The following is a 14,241-nucleotide window of genomic DNA, read 5'->3' on the forward strand; positions in this document are numbered from 1 at the left end:
GCGTCGCCTCCTTGTCACGGCAGGGTCCATTTCTGGTTGGGTCCTGTGTGGCAGGTCCACAGGTGGACCGGAGTTCCGTCGTTCCAGGTGCCGCCGGAGGCGTCGAGGCATTTGCCGGACTGGGGGTTGCGGACGGTGCCGTCGGGTTGGGCCGCCCACTTCTGGGCGCCGGTGTTGTTGCACGTGTAGAGCTGGATCTTGGTGCCGTCGGTGGTGCCTGCGTTGTCGATGTCGAGGCACTTGCCGAGTGCTTTGAGGGTGCCGTCGTCGCCGACGGTCCAGCGTTGTGCGGCGGAGGTGTTGCAGGTGTAGATCTGAACCTTGGTGCCGTCGGCGGTGCCCGCGTTGTCGACGTCCAGGCACTTGCCGTTGACGCCCCGCACCTCACCGGAACGCGGACCGGGCGAGGTCCCGGCCTGCTTGATCCTGACGTTGCGGAAGGCCACCTCGTCGCCGTCGCCGTGGTTCTGGAGGCCGATGTGGCCCTGCTTCAGACTGCGCGCCGGGTCGGTGTTGGTGAAGTCGTTGATCTTCCGGCCGTTCAGGAAGATCTCCAGTCGCTCCCCGGTGACCCGGATCTCGTACGTGTTCCACTCGCCGGGTGGGTTCAGCGCGGCGTCCCGGGCGGGAATGTCGGCGGACTGGAACCCGTACACGGCTCCCGTCGTGCGGTCCGTGGTGTCGGTGGCGTCGATCTGGATCTCGTAGCCGTTGTTCACCGCCGACCACGGGTCGTCGGAGGCCGGAAAGCCCACGAGGACACCGGAGTTGTCGTCGCCGCTCGCCTTCCAGTCCAGCTTGAGAGAGTAGCCGCCGGTGAACTCCCGGGCGTTGTACCAGAGCATGCCGAGGCCGCCCTGCGAGGTGAGGGTTCCGTCGGCCAGGGTGAAGCCGCCGGGTCCCGCCTGCTTCCAGCCGGTCGTGCCGGTGCCGTCGAACAGGGACGTGTAGCCGGTCTCCGGGCGGCAGTCGGCCTGGGTGGTGCCGGCGGCCCAGCGGATGCCGCCGAGCAGGTGCCGGCGGAAGGCCGGGTCGGCGTAGGACTCCTCGGTGTGGCCGCCGCCGGTGTAGAAGGCCCGGCCACCGGCGTAGTCCTTGCACCAGGCGATCGGATGGTCGCCGGACATGGTGCCGCCGGAGTAGCTGGACTCGTCCAGTGAGGCGAGCACATGGGCGGTGGTGCGGGGGTTGGTGCGGTAGTTGTACCACTCGTCGGTACGCTGCCAGGTGGGGCCCAGGTGCGCGGTGGCGTCGTGCGCCCGGTCCTCGACCTTGACGGTGGCGGGCTGGATGGCGGGGTGGGAGTGGAAGTAGGCGCCGGCCAGTCCCTCGTAGAAGGGCCAGTCGTACTCGGTGTCGGCGGCGGCGTGGATGCCGACGTACCCGCCGCCCGAGCCGAGGTACTGCTCGAAGGCCGTCTGCTGGGCGTTGCCGAGTACGTCGCCCGTGGTCGACAGGAAGACGACGGCCCGGTACTGGGCCAGGTTGGCCGTGGTGAAGGCCTGCGGGTCCTCGGTCGCGTCCACGGTGAAGTTGTTCGCCGCGCCGAGGTCGCGCAGCGCCGTGATGCCCTCGTCGATCGAGGAGTGGCGGAAGCCCACCGTCCGGGAGAAGACGAGGATCCTGTACGCCGGGTCGGCCGCCGCCGGTGCGGCGTCGCGCGGGGCGGTGAGCGCGGCCGGTGTGGCGCCGGGGAGGGCCGCGACCTGGGGAGTCAGGCAGAGCGCGGCGCCGGCGAGCAGGGCGATGAGTGCTTTGAGCGGGGTTCGCATCGTGCGTCGCCTCCTTGTCACGGCAGGGTCCATTTCTGGTTGGGTCCTGTGTGGCAGGTCCACAGATGGACCGCGGTTCCGTCGTTCCAGGTGTCGCCGGAGGCGTCGAGGCATTTGCCGGACTGGGGGTTGCGGACGGTGCCGTCGGGTTGGGCCGCCCACTTCTGGGCGCCGGTGTTGTTGCAGGTGTAGAGCTGGATTTTGGTGCCGTCGGTGGTGCCTGCGTTGTCGATGTCGAGGCACTTGCCGAGTGCTTTGAGGGTGCCGTCGGCGGCGACGGTCCAGCGTTGTGCGGCGCTGGTGTTGCAGGTGTAGAGCTGGATCTTGGTGCCGTCGGCGGTGCCCGCGTTGTCGACGTCCAGGCACTTGCCGTTGACGCCCTTCACCTCGCCGGTGCGGTCGCCGCCGGTGGCTGTGGTGAAGGAGAAGTCGTCCACGTCGAACAGCGGGCCGCTGCCGCCCTTGAAGACGAGGTAGAGGGTGGTCGAGGCGGCCGGCTGGTTGACCAGCGACGCCGTGACGTCCTGGAAGGTCTCCCAGTCGCCGGTGACCGGCGCGGTGGCCGTGCCGAGCAGGGTGCCGGTCGGGGAGCCGGCGCGTACCTCGATGGTGCCGCCGGCGCCCGCCGAGGAGACGCGGGCGGTGAAGGTGCGGGCATTGTCGAGGCTGTACGGCTTGAAGGAGATCCAGTCGCCGTTGTGGATGTCGCCGGCCGTCTTGCCGCCGTGCGCGGGGGCGTGGCTGATGACCGACACACCGGACGAGTCGCCGTAGTGCTCGGCCTGCCGGTGGCTGGGCTGGGTGATCCGCTGGTCGTGCGTGGTGAGCGCGGGCTGGCCGTTCGCGCCCTTGTCGGTGTACTCGGCGTCTAGGACGCCGAATATGTTGGCGTTGGGGTCGTGCTCGCCGTCCGCCAGCGTCTGCAGGGTGCCGGTGCAGCCGGTGGCCGAGGTCTGCGGGTGCCCGTGGCTGTCGTGGCCGACGATGAAGTTGACCTTCACCTTGGAGCAGTCGATCGCGCCGTCCTCCGGGTCGGTGACCGTCACCTTGAACGGGATGGCGGCGCCGAAGTCGTAGATCCGGCCGTCGGCGGGCGTGTCGATCCGCACCGTCGGGGCGGTGTTGCCGACGGTGATCCGCACGGAGGCGGTGGCCGACTTGCCGGTGGGGTCGGTGACCTTCAGCGTGGCGGTGTACTGGCCGTTGGCCGTGTAGGTGTGGGACGGGTCGGCCGCGGTGGAGGTGGCGCCGTCGCCGAAGGTCCACTCGTGGGCGAGGGTGCCGCCCTCGGGGTCGGAGCTGCCTGCCGAGGAGAAGGCGACGGCCAGGGGCGCCTTGCCGGAGGTGACGTTCGCCTTGGCCTGCGCCACCGGGGCACGCCCGCCGGTCACGTGCTCGATGCGGTACAGCGCGGAGTTCTCGTCGCCGTCGAAGTAGCCGGTGCCGTAGTCGAGGACGTAGAGGGCGCCGTCGGGGCCGAAGGCCATGTCCATCACCTGGGTGCCGCTCCAGGGGAAGGCGTTGATGGACTGCACGGTGCCGTCGCCGCTCGCCTCGATGCGCTTGATCCAGCGGCGGCCGAACTCGCCGGCGAAGAAGTCGCCGTCGTACTCCTGCGGGAACTTCACGTCCGAGGTGGACGCCGCGTCGTAGCGGTAGACGGGGCCGCCCATGGGGGACTCGGAGCCGCCGCCGAACTCCGGTACGGAGGTGCCGTCGTACGGGATCCAGGCGGGCTGGGCGGGCGGCAGGTCGGTGAGGCCGGTGTTGCGCGGCGAGGTGTTCCTCGGTGCCGCGCAGTTGAAGGCGGGGCCCGAGGCGCCGGTCGCGAAGTCGAAGTCGACGTAGGCGTCGTTCTTGCCGGTGCAGTACGGCCAGCCGAAGTTGCCGGCCTTGGTGATCCGGTTGAACTCGACCTGCCCGCCGGGGCCGCGCGACGCGCTGGCGGTACCCGCGTCGGGGCCATAGTCACCCACGTAGACGATGCCCGTGGCCTTGTCGACGCTCATCCGGAACGGGTTGCGGAAGCCCATCGCGTAGATCTCGGGCCGGGTCTTCGCGGTGCCGGACGGGAAGAGGTTCCCGGACGGGATCGTGTACGAGCCGTCGGCGCCGACCTTGATGCGCAGGATCTTGCCGCGCAGGTCGTTGGTGTTGCCGGAGGAACGCTGGGCGTCGTACGCGGGGTTGCGCGAGGCGCGTTCGTCGATCGGCGTGTAGCCGTCGGAGGCGAAGGGGTTGGTGTCGTCGCCGGTCGACAGATACAGATTGCCCGCGGCGTCGAAGTCGATGTCTCCGCCGACGTGGCAGCACAGGCCGCGGGAGGCGGGCACGTCGAGGATCTTCTTCTCGCTGGCGAGGTCCAGGGTGTTGTCGGTCTTCAGGACGAACCGGGACAGCCGATTGACCCCGTCGAACGGGGTGAAGTCGGAGGCCGCACCGTCGGACGGGGCGTCGCCGCCCGGCGTGGTCAGCGCGGGCGCGTAGTACAGGTAGACGAACCGGTTGGAGGAGAAGCCGGGGTCGGCCGCGATGCCCTGGAGGCCCTCCTCGTCGTGGCTGTAGACGTCGAGCGTGCCCGCCACGGCGGTGTTGCCGGCCGCGTCGGTGCGGCGCACCGTGCCGTCCCGCGACGTGTGCAGCACCGAGCGGTCCGGGAGGACCGCCATGGTCATGGGCTCACCCGTCTCGGCCACGCCCTTGGCGAGGGTGACCTGCTGGAAGTCCTCGGCCGCCGCGGCGGCGGGGCTCAGTGGGAGCGCCAGGCCCATGGCACACACCATGGCCGTGAGCAGCGTACTGACACGTCTGTGTCCGAGCAGTCTCGTGCGCACAGAGTTCTCCCGGGGGAGTGGGGGGTGGTGGCAGGCCGCGGAGGGCCTGCCATGGGGGAGTGACGGCGCGCGCCGTCGCGCCGTCAACACAGAGGCCAGTAGGCCCTGTTGGAGCTCTGACTGCTTCAGTTCCGGGAAGTTAGCGGGATTGGTCCGTACCCGTAACCCCTTTGACGCAAGATCTCGGAACTTTTTCCCCGCGAGAGACAAAGTGCGTGAGCTGCCCGGCGTGCGCCCGTATCAGCTAACATAGAACAAAGAGTTAGATGAATGCGCCGCCAGCGCACGCGAGGGAGTGGCCGTGGACTTCGGGCTGACCGACGAGCAGGATCTGTTGCGCGCGACGGCACGGCAGTTCGTCGCCGATGTGTGCCCGGCCGAGAAGGCCAAGGGCTGGGACGAGCAGGGTGTCGTACCGCCGGAGCTGTTCCGGGGTATGGCGGAACTCGGCTGGTTCTCGTTGCCGTTCACGGAGGAGGAGGGCGGCGACGGTGGGGGGCCGCTGGAGCTGATCCTGATCGCCGAGGAGCTCGGGCGGGCCAGCTTCGATGTCGCCATGTGTTATATCGGTGTGCTCATTCCCGGGATCACGGTGTTCCGCTGGGGCAGTGAGGCCCAGCGCGCCTTCATCCGTGAGCAGGTCATGACGGGGCGCCACCGGCTCGCCGTGGGCCTGAGCGAGCCGGACAGCGGCTCCGACGCCGCCGCCCTGCGCACCACCGCCGACGACCACGGCGACCACTTCCTCGTGCGCGGCCAGAAGGCCTGGTGCACCGGCGGCGGACTGCCCGACACCACCATCGCGACGTACGTCCGTACCGGCCCCCGCGAGCCCAAGCACGGCGGCATCAGCCTGCTGCTGGTGGACCCCACCACGGACGGCGTCGAGGTCCGCCGGACACCGACGCTGGCCCGGCACATCCTCGGCACCAACGAGGTCTTCTTCAACGACGCCCTGGTGCCCAGGGAGAACCTCGTCGGCCCCCGCGACGAGGGCTGGAAGGTCATGCTCTCCAACATCGAACTCGAGAAGGTGATCATCACCGGCGGCTATCTGGGCGCCGCCCAGGCCACCCTCGACGAGATGCTGGAGTACTCCCGCACCCGGCACGCCTTCGGACGCCCGATCGGCAACTTCCAGGCACTCGCCCACGCCATGGCCGACCTCCAGACCGAGATCGACTCCGCCCGGCTGCTCGCCTACCGCGCCGCGTGGCTGCTCGCGCAGGGCAAGCCGTGTACACGGGAGGGTTCGATGGCCAAGCTGAAGGGCTCGGAGACATATGTGGCGGCCGCCCGGCTCGGGATGCAGGTCTGCGCGGGGCACGGCTTCTCCACGGAGAGCGTGATGAGCTTCCGCTACCGGGAGTCGATCGTGGCGACGATCTCCGGGGGGACGAGCCAGATCCAGCGGAACGGGATCGCGCGGAGCATGGGGCTGCGGTCCTACTGAGCCCCCGGGTGGCCCTGAGTCCCGCGTCGCTCTGGGCCCTCGCGTGGCTCTGAGTCCCAGCGTGGCTTTGAGTCCCCGGGCGGCTCTGAATCCCCCGCGTGGCTGAGCCCTCGCGTGGCGCTGAGTCCCCGCGTCGCCCTGACCCCCCAGCGTCGCTACTCCCCTTGGGCGTCCGCGTCCTGCCCCGCCAGCCACTCCTTGTGCCGCGCGAAGTGCCCCTGGTCCCGTGTCACCCAGATCCCGGACGCGCGGGCCAGGACGGCGCGGGTCGGCAGCAGCACCATCTCGCCCTGGATGTACCAGCGCCTGCCCTCGCGCTTGTCCACCCAGGCCCGCACCTCCAGCGGCCGCTCCACCGGCACCGGCTTCACGAAGCTGACGCTGAGCTCCGCCGTCACGCTCAACACGCGGTGCAGCAAGGGGAGATGGCCGAGGCAGTCGTCCAGGACGGCCGCGGTCCAGCCGCCGTGCGCGACATCGGGCCCGCCCTCCTGATCGCGCGGGCAGTGCAGCTCGAACAGCGCCGCCCCGTCCTCGTCGAGCCGCTCGTGCTCCACGCCCAGCCGGCAGGAACCGGCGGCCCGGCACGCCCCGCACAGCGCCACACCGCCCGGTGTACGCGGCGGCTCCTGGAAGTCGGCCCCCGCCCAGGGCCCGGTCGACGGCGTGGCAGACATGGCGTGACTCCTCGTGTCGGACATGCGGGGATCAGATCGTGTCGGACATGCAGTGATCAGACGTCGGCGAGCAGCGGACGCAGCTTCCCCGCGATGAGCTGGACCTGCCGGGCCACCATCTCTTCCGGCATCCCGGCGAGAGACGCCCACAGGAACACCCCCTCGACGGGCAGCCCGGTCACGTACTCCCGGATGGCCGCCGCGGTGTCCTCCGGTGTGCCGTAGAGAAACTGGCCGAAACCGGTCGAACTCAGCCCCCGCTCCCGCCACTTCTCCGGGTCGATGGGGCGGGGGACGGGCTGGTCGGTGCCCTCGACCATGTACCGGCGATAGCTGTCCCACTGGTACGACAGATGCTTGCGGACCACCGGCCAGTCGGCGTCGGGATCCTCGGTGACGAACGTCGTGAACGAGCCCTGCATCCGGGCCGTCGAGACGTCGTACCCGCTCTCGGCGAGCCCCTCGCGGTAGGGGGACAGCAGGGCCGGGTTGAGCGACAGCAGTCCCGTGCCGAGCCGGCCGGCTCGGCGGGCGCCCTGCGGGCCCTGGTAGCCGAGCCAGATCGGCAGCGGATCCTGGACCGGACCCGGGGTGACCAGGGACTCGGCCCACAGGCCGCGGATGTCGCGGACCCGCTGATCGGTGGTGGAGTAGCGCTTGCCGAGGTCGCCGCCGTAGAGCCGGTACTCGGGTACGCGGTAGCCGGTGCCGAGCCCCAGGTCGAGCCGTCCGTCGCTCAGGATGTCGACGAGGGCGGCCTGTTCGGCGATCTCCGGTGCCGCGTGCAGCGGCGCCGGGATGACGGCCGTACCCAGCCGAATGCGGCGGGTGCGGGCGGCTACCGCGGCGGCCATGGTGAGCGGCTGCGGAAGGTACCCGTCCTCGAAGCCGTGGTGCTCGGAGAACCAGACCGAGTCGAGGCCCAGCCGGTCCGCCTCCTCGCACATCTCCAGCGCGAAGCCGTACACCCGCGACCAACTCTGCCGCCACGGCGGCGGATTGCGCAGGTCGAAATAGATGCCCACCTTCATGACGGGCTCCCTCCCGGTGAGTTGTCGGTCAGCCTGATCGTCACGTGCGCGACGGCGACTCCGTCCCCGGGCGGCAGCAGCCGCACCGGACGCAGTTCCAGGGCCTCGATCTCCGGCAGGTCCTCGACCATCGCCGAGATCCGCAGGACGGTCTCCTCCAGCGCCGCCAGATCCACACCCGCCAGCAGCGGGGCCGCGCGCAGCGACCGGACCATCTCGCGGGCGTCCCGGTCGCTGAGCGGAGTGATGCGGTACGCCACGTCCGCCATGAGGTCGGCGTAGTCACCGGTCAGGCCGAAGGAGACCACCGGCCCGAAGACCGGATCGGCGCTGACGGACAGGAACGCGTCGGGGCCCCGGCTCTCGGCGTCCGCCACCGTGATGCCGTACGAGTCCAGCAGCTCGACCGCGACCTCCGCGGGTACGGAACCGGGGGCACACCCGCCGGCCAGCGACCTGGCCCGGTCCGGGTCGACTCCGGTCAGGTCCGGTACGACACCGGCGGGCGTACTGCGCCACGCCTGATACGCCGCCGCGTGCCCGAGGGACGCCGCCGCCGATTCCGGGAACGTGTAGGTCGGTACGACGAGTTCGCCCCGGCGCAGCAGATCGGCGACGCCCCCGTCACCGAGGAAGCTGGTCACGACCGGCTTGTCCGGGACGGCGGAGGCCGCGTCGAGGATCGCCGAGGCCACCTCGTCGGCCTTGTCGGCGAGCGGGGGCATGAACAGCACGACGGCGGCGTCGACTTCGTCGTCGGCGAGTACGGCGGCCAGCGCCTGCCGGTAGTGGTCGGCGGTGGCCATCGGGGTGAGGTCGATCGGGTTGCCGACGTCGGCGCGGGACGGCAGGGCCGAGCGGAGCGCCTCCCGGGTGGGCTCGCCGAGCGCGGGCACCCGCAGTCCGCTCGCCGCGCACGCTCCGACCGTCAGCGCGGCGGGTCCGCCGGCGTTTGTGATGACGGCGACGCGGTTGCCGGGCGGCGGAGGCTGGTGGGCGAGCAGCAACGCCACGTCGAACAGCTCCTGGAGGCTGTGCGTGCGGATCACGCCGGACTGGGCGAACAGGGAGCTCACCGCCGCGTCCTCGTGACCGGGATGGACGGCGACGATCGGCTTGCGCGGCGCGACCCGGCGGGCGATCCGGGCGAACCGGCGCGGATTGCCGAAGTGCTCGACGTGCAGCAGGATCACCGAGGTCTCGGGGTCCTCGTCCCACCACTGGAGCAGGTCGTTGGTCGACACGTCCACCGCGTGACCGACCGACACGAAACCGGAGAAGCCGAGGCGCAGCCGCCGCGCGAGGTCGAGCACGGCCAGGCCCAGCGGACCGGACTGGCTGGACATCGCGACCCGGCCGGGAGCGGGCAGCGCGGGCGAGAAGGTGGCCGCGAGCCGGGCCGCGGACGTCGTGTTGACCACGCCCATGCAGTTCGGGCCGACCAACCGCATACCGGAGGCCCGCGCGAACCGGGCCAGCTCCAGCTCGGTCGCCCGCCCGGCCGCCCCGGTCTCCCCGAAGCCCGTGGACACGACGACCACCGCTTTCACCCCGGCGTCCGCGCACTCCCGTACGACCTCGGGCACCGCCTCCGCCCGCACGGCGACGAGCGCCAGATCCGGCACCTCGGGCAGATCGAGCACGCGCGGATACGCCCGCACCCCCGCGACCTGTCCGGCGTGCGGATTCACCGGGAATACGCCGCCCTCGAAGCCGCCGCGCAGCAGGTTGGCCACGATCTCGTGACCGATGGTCAGCGGGCTGCGGTTCGCGCCGATCACCGCGACCGACCGGGGTTCCAGCAGGGGCCGCAGGGAGCGTCGTACGGCCGTGTGTTCGCGGCGCTCGGCCCGGGCCACGGCATGCGCCTGGGGGTCGATGGCGATGTCGAAGTGGAGGATCTGGCCGGGCGGCCCGGCCTCGACCCGGTAACCGGAGCCGAGGAACACATTGATCATGCGGGTGTTGTCCGCGAGGACGTCGGCCTCCAGCACCCGGATGCCGCGGGCCCAGGCGGCGGCAGCGATGTGTTCAAGGAGCAGCCTGCCGAACCCCTCGCTCTGGTGGTCGTCCCGGATGGTGAACGTGACCTCGGCGTGGTCGGGTTCCTCGGGACCGCGGACGTAGCGGACGAGACCCGCGATCTCGTCCCCGGCCAGCGCGACCAGCGCCAGCTCGTTGAGGTAGTCGACGTGTGCGCCGCGCCGGATGACGTCGTCGCGCATCCGCACCACCGGGCCGAGGGAGCGGTAGGCCAGCGTCGCCCGCGACAGACCGCCCACGAAGGCGACCAGGCGGTCGGCGTCCTCCGGCCGGATGGGCCGGACGAAGGTCGACCGCCCGGTCCGCACCAGCCCGGGCCGCTCCAGGTCCTCCGGATACGACGGATACGAGGCGTACGAGTCGTACGGGGGAGTGGTCATGGGCGCCGCATCCCCGGCATGGCTCTCCTTCGGGTCAATGGACTGAATCAGTTAGCTACATTAGATGTATCAGCCCGCGGTACGGAAGCCTCAGGCCCCGCGGTTGTCGATCTCCTCCACCAGCTGCGGCAGCACCTGGAAGAGATCGCCCACCACGCCGTAGTCGGCCAGCTCGAAGATCGGCGCGTCCTCGTCCTTGTTCACGGCGACGATCGTCTTGGACGTCTGCATGCCGGCCCGGTGCTGGATCGCGCCGGAGATACCGGCGGCGAGATAGAGCTGCGGGGAGACCTGCGTGCCGGTCTGGCCGACCTGGTGGCTGTGCGGGTACCAGCCGGCGTCCACCGCGGCCCGGGAGGCGCCGACGGCCGCGCCGAGGGCGTCGGCGACCCGCTCGACCACCGAGAAGTCGCCGTTCACGCCCCGCCCGCCGGAGACCACGATGTCGGCCTCGGTCAGCTCGGGCCGGTCGCTGCGGGTACGCGGCGTGCGCTCCACCACCTGCGCGGCGGCGGAGGCCGGACCGAAGGCGACGTCCACCTTCTCCACGGTCGGCGTGCCAGGAGCGGGCTCGGGGGCGGTGGCGTTCGGCTTGACCGTGATGACCGGGACGCCCTGGGTGACATGGGCGGTGACCTGGTACGTCGCCGCGAACACGGACTGCTCGGTGACCGGTCCGTCCTCGCCCGCGGTGACATCCACGGCGTCGGTGATCAGCCCCGACCCGAGCCGGAGCGCGACGCGGGCGGCGGTCTCCTTGCCGTCCAGGGTGGACGGCACCAGGATCGCGGCCGGTTCGGCGCTCGCCGCGATCTGGGTGAGGGCGTCGACGGCCGGGGTGACGAGGTACTCGTCGACCGGCGGCGCGTCCACGACGTAGACCTTCTGTGCGCCGTACCGGCCGAGCGTCTCGGTGGCGGCGTCCGCGCCCGTTCCGAGGAAGACGGCCGACGGCTCGCCCAACCGGCGTGCCAGGGTGAGCAGTTCGAGGGTCGGTTAACTCGATCGTGTGATGGTCGACTTGGGGGATTGCGATGCCCTTGGGGAGCCGAAGTAGCATCGCCGTGCGATCTGGGACGCCGAAGCCGGAGTCAGCGTGCGGGGCCCCTGCTCCACCAGCGAGATGGTCCAGGGCCTCCCCGTCGCCTTTGGCCGGATTCACATGGCCAGGTCGTGAGGGACTCCGCCCTTCCGGGCTCGGACCGCGGACAGGATTCGTGTCGCCCCCCGGAGGCGAAAGCGGACGACCAGTGCGCCCAAGACCGTTTGGGGCGTGCCGGTGAGCGGACTTACTTCCGTTCACCGCCCAGGAACGGTAGCGGGCGTCGCCGTAGCGGAGCACATTCCGGCCTCACGGGCGCCTCGGGCAGTACGGTGCCGGTCGCTCTTACGGCGGTCGGTCACCGTGCAGTCCTCTTCCTTGCCTGCCAACTCCTCGACGTCGGTGCGGCCGGGACGCCCAGCCGCTCGGCCAGCAGTGCGGGCAGTACCCCCATGCCGCCGTCGGTGGAGGCCATCCCGCAGACGACCAGGTCGAAGCCGTGCCGCTCGATCGCCTTGGCGAGGACGAGCGAGGTGCCGAAGGCGTCGCTGCCCCGGATGTCCTCGTCGCTGACGTGCAGCGCGGAGTCGCCGCCCATGGCGAGTGCCTTGCGCAGCGCGTCCTTGGCGTCGTCGGAGCCCACCGTGAGGTAGGTGATCTCGGCGTCCTCGCCCGACTCGCCGACCCGCAGGGCCTGTTCGACCGCGTACTCGTCGAGCTCGGACAGCAGGGAGTCGACCGAGTCGCGGTCGGTGGTGCCGTCCTCGGTGAAGGTCCGGTCCGCCGTCGCGTCGGGCACGTGCTTCACGCAGACAACGATCTTCACAGCGGCACCTCCGGGTGGCTTAATAAGTTCTAATAGTTAACTATATAAGCCGAGGGTTGGCTTCGGTGGAAGTGATTTAGACGAATTAGTTGACTGATTGCGCTGATAGCTGGAACATCTGAGCAGCCGGGACGCAAGGAGGCGCCATGGTCGGTGACAGGTACTTCGAGCCGCAGGTGGAGACCATGCCCCGCGAGCAGCTGGGCGCGCTCCAGGAGGAGCGCGTACTGGAGCTCGTGGAGTACGCCTATGCGCACTCCCCCTTCTATCGAGAGCTGTGGGACGCGCACGGCGTGCATCCACGGGACATCCGGACCCTGGACGACTTCCGGGCCCGTATCCCCTTCATCACCAAGGACATGATCCGCGCGCACCGGGCCCGCACCGGCGACCCCTTCGGCGGTCTGCTGTGTGTCCGGCCCGACGAGCTGACCTCGGTGTCCTCCAGCTCGGGCACCACCGGTGACCCGGAGTTCTTCGCGGAGATCTGGGAGGACGCGCCGCCCCTGGTGACCGCGCAGGTGCGGGACCTGTGGGAGCTGGGCCTCAGGCCCGGCGACCGGGTGCTGAGCCCGCCCGGCACCTTCCGCAACCTGATGGACCCCGGTTTCCAGGCGCTGGGCGCCGTGGTGATCGAGGTGGACACCTGGATCGGCCGGATGCACGAGGTGGTCGAGGCGCTGCGGAAGTACCGGCCCGCCTATCTGCAGATGATCTATCCGCAGATGGTCGAGCTGGAGCACCTGGCCGAGAAGACGGACCTCAAGGAGGCGTTCTCCTCTCTCAAGGGCGCCTCCTGTGCCGGCCAGCCGCTCAGCCGGAAGATGCGTGAGCGGATCGTCAACGACTGGGGCATCGAGGTCTACGAGTACACCAGCGCCGCCGACACCGGCACCGCCTGGGAGTGCCGGGAGCACGACGGCTTCCACCTGTGGGAGGACACGGTCTTCGCCGAGTGCGTCGACGTGAAGGACGACGGGTGGACCGACGCCGTGGAGGGCGACCTCGGCGAACTCGTCGCCACCGACCTCGACAACCGGGCCGCCCCGCTGATCCGTTACCGCAGCGAGGACCTCGTCCGGCTGTCCCGGGACCGCTGTGGCTGCGGACGTACCCACGCCCGGATGTGGGTGGCGGGCCGGCGCGGCGACGAAACCCTCGTCCGCGGACGCTCCGTCGTCCTGCGGGACATCTGGCAGGCGGTGGAGGACCAGCCGGAGACGGGCGCCGGGGTGTTCCAGATCGTCCGGCAGCGCCGCGAGGTGGAGGAACTGCGGCTGCGCGTCGGATACGACCCCGAGCGCACCGCTGATGTCGACGCCCTGGCGGGGCGGTTGAGCGAAGCCGTGCGCGAGCGGACCGGGGTGAAGCCGGTGCTCGATCTGCGGACCGAGGAGGAGCTGTTGCGGACCATGCCGAGCGTCGCCAAGTTCCCCCGGGTGGTGAAGAGCTGATGGCACGCGCCGACACCCTCGCCCGGGCCAGGAACCTCGACCGGCCCCCACTCGCCTACGTCGTACGCTTCCCGGCGGCCACAGGCACCGTCGACACCGAGCTGACCTGGGCCGAACTCGCCCGCGACACAGCCTGGGTCAGCGACCGGCTGCGCGGCCACGGCCTCGCCGCCGGACAGCGGGCCCTGCTCACCACCTCCGGCTTCGAGGGCTTCTGGTGCCACTCGGTCATCGGCGCGCTGCGCGGCCTCAAGGTGACGTACGGCATCGCGGAGGCGATGGGCTGGGACCACCGCCGTACGTCCGTCTTCCACCGTGAACTCGCACCGCACGCGGTGATCGGCCTGTCCGCCGAGACCCTGGAAGGGCTCAGCGGCACGGCCGACATCGGCGAGATGTTCCGTACGACATCGGTCGTGCTCGCCCGGCCCGCCGCGGTGCCCGTGCTGCGGGCGGCGGGTGTCGGCGCCTTCCTGATCGCGCCGGTTGGACCGGCTCTGGCGCTGGAGTGCCCGGAACGTTCGGGGGCGCATGTCAACGCGGCCGAGTGGCGGGTGGGCGAGCGGGACGGGGAGCTGTTCGTGGCCGCGGGGGAGGGGCGCACGTCCACGCTGCCCGAGACCCCGCTGGGCCTGCCGGGGCGGGTCGAGACCGGCCGCTGCGGATGCGGGAGCGAGGATCCGCGCGTTCTGTTCGCCGACTCGCCGTCATCACATAGGAGTTGAAGAG

General features: G+C 70.7%; 8 protein-coding genes and 2 pseudogenes. 3 read left to right on the plus strand and 7 right to left on the minus strand.

Annotated features, from left to right (window positions below):
- Nucleotides 1–14: 14 nt before the first annotated feature.
- Nucleotides 15–1,772: a lectin gene (locus KCH48_RS00950; RefSeq protein WP_210569367.1), complete on the minus strand. Its 1,758-nt coding sequence runs from the start codon at nt 1,770–1,772 to the stop codon at nt 15–17.
- 17 nt (nt 1,773–1,789) lie between these two features.
- Nucleotides 1,790–4,555, minus strand: a complete 2,766-nt coding sequence (locus KCH48_RS00955) for a PQQ-dependent sugar dehydrogenase (RefSeq protein WP_210570870.1) — start codon at nt 4,553–4,555, stop codon at nt 1,790–1,792.
- Between the two features lie 352 nt (nt 4,556–4,907).
- On the opposite strand from KCH48_RS00955, the gene KCH48_RS00960 reads away from it, so the two are divergent.
- Complete coding sequence (locus KCH48_RS00960; RefSeq protein ID WP_210569369.1) at nt 4,908–6,059, plus strand: acyl-CoA dehydrogenase family protein; 1,152 nt, start codon at nt 4,908–4,910, stop codon at nt 6,057–6,059.
- Nucleotides 6,060–6,214: 155 nt separating this feature from the next.
- Here KCH48_RS00960 and KCH48_RS00965 read toward each other — a convergent pair whose 3' ends face one another.
- From KCH48_RS00965 to KCH48_RS00985, 5 genes and pseudogenes are all read right to left on the minus strand, one after another.
- Nucleotides 6,215–6,736 carry a PaaI family thioesterase gene (locus tag KCH48_RS00965; protein WP_246884670.1) on the minus strand — a complete coding sequence of 174 codons (522 nt, stop codon included), beginning with the start codon at nt 6,734–6,736 and terminating at the stop codon, nt 6,215–6,217.
- A gap of 56 nt (nt 6,737–6,792) precedes the next feature.
- Complete coding sequence (locus KCH48_RS00970) at nt 6,793–7,767, minus strand: LLM class flavin-dependent oxidoreductase (protein ID WP_210569371.1); 975 nt, start codon at nt 7,765–7,767, stop codon at nt 6,793–6,795.
- Entirely contained in the window at nt 7,764–10,190 is a 2,427-nt protein-coding gene (locus KCH48_RS00975; RefSeq protein ID WP_210569373.1) for a GNAT family N-acetyltransferase, read from the minus strand. Before KCH48_RS00975 ends, KCH48_RS00970 begins: the two co-directional genes overlap by 4 nt.
- Before the next feature lie 90 nt (nt 10,191–10,280).
- A pseudogene (locus KCH48_RS00980) lies at nt 10,281–11,186 on the minus strand (electron transfer flavoprotein subunit alpha/FixB family protein); the annotation flags it as partial.
- A gap of 384 nt (nt 11,187–11,570) precedes the next feature.
- Nucleotides 11,571–12,058 (minus strand): annotated as a pseudogene (locus KCH48_RS00985) (electron transfer flavoprotein subunit beta); the annotation flags it as partial.
- 146 nt (nt 12,059–12,204) lie between these two features.
- Between KCH48_RS00985 and KCH48_RS00990 the strand changes: the two are divergent.
- Both KCH48_RS00990 and KCH48_RS00995 read left to right on the plus strand, forming a co-directional pair.
- Nucleotides 12,205–13,512, plus strand: coding sequence for a phenylacetate--CoA ligase family protein (locus KCH48_RS00990; RefSeq protein WP_210569375.1), 1,308 nt, complete (start codon nt 12,205–12,207; stop codon nt 13,510–13,512).
- Nucleotides 13,512–14,237, plus strand: coding sequence for a hypothetical protein (locus KCH48_RS00995; RefSeq protein WP_210569377.1), 726 nt, complete (start codon nt 13,512–13,514; stop codon nt 14,235–14,237). Before KCH48_RS00990 ends, KCH48_RS00995 begins: the two co-directional genes overlap by 1 nt.
- The last annotated feature ends 4 nt before the right edge of the window (nt 14,238–14,241 follow it).

The organism is Streptomyces sp. GESEQ-4, assembly GCF_017948455.1.
Classification (GTDB): Bacteria; Actinomycetota; Actinomycetes; order Streptomycetales; family Streptomycetaceae; genus Streptomyces.

What these genes read in the sequence shown, in the direction of transcription:
- KCH48_RS00965 (WP_246884670.1), bottom strand. Translation starts at nt 6,736, where the DNA reads ATGTCTGCCACGCCGTCGACCGGGCCCTGGGCGGGGGCCGACTTCCAG.
- KCH48_RS00970 (WP_210569371.1), bottom strand. Translation starts at nt 7,767, where the DNA reads ATGAAGGTGGGCATCTATTTCGACCTGCGCAATCCGCCGCCGTGGCGG.
- KCH48_RS00950 (WP_210569367.1), bottom strand. Translation starts at nt 1,772, where the DNA reads ATGCGAACCCCGCTCAAAGCACTCATCGCCCTGCTCGCCGGCGCCGCG.
- KCH48_RS00975 (WP_210569373.1), bottom strand. Translation starts at nt 10,190, where the DNA reads ATGACCACTCCCCCGTACGACTCGTACGCCTCGTATCCGTCGTATCCG.
- KCH48_RS00955 (WP_210570870.1), bottom strand. Translation starts at nt 4,555, where the DNA reads ATGGTGTGTGCCATGGGCCTGGCGCTCCCACTGAGCCCCGCCGCCGCG.
- KCH48_RS00995 (WP_210569377.1), top strand. Translation starts at nt 13,512, where the DNA reads ATGGCACGCGCCGACACCCTCGCCCGGGCCAGGAACCTCGACCGGCCC.
- KCH48_RS00990 (WP_210569375.1), top strand. Translation starts at nt 12,205, where the DNA reads ATGGTCGGTGACAGGTACTTCGAGCCGCAGGTGGAGACCATGCCCCGC.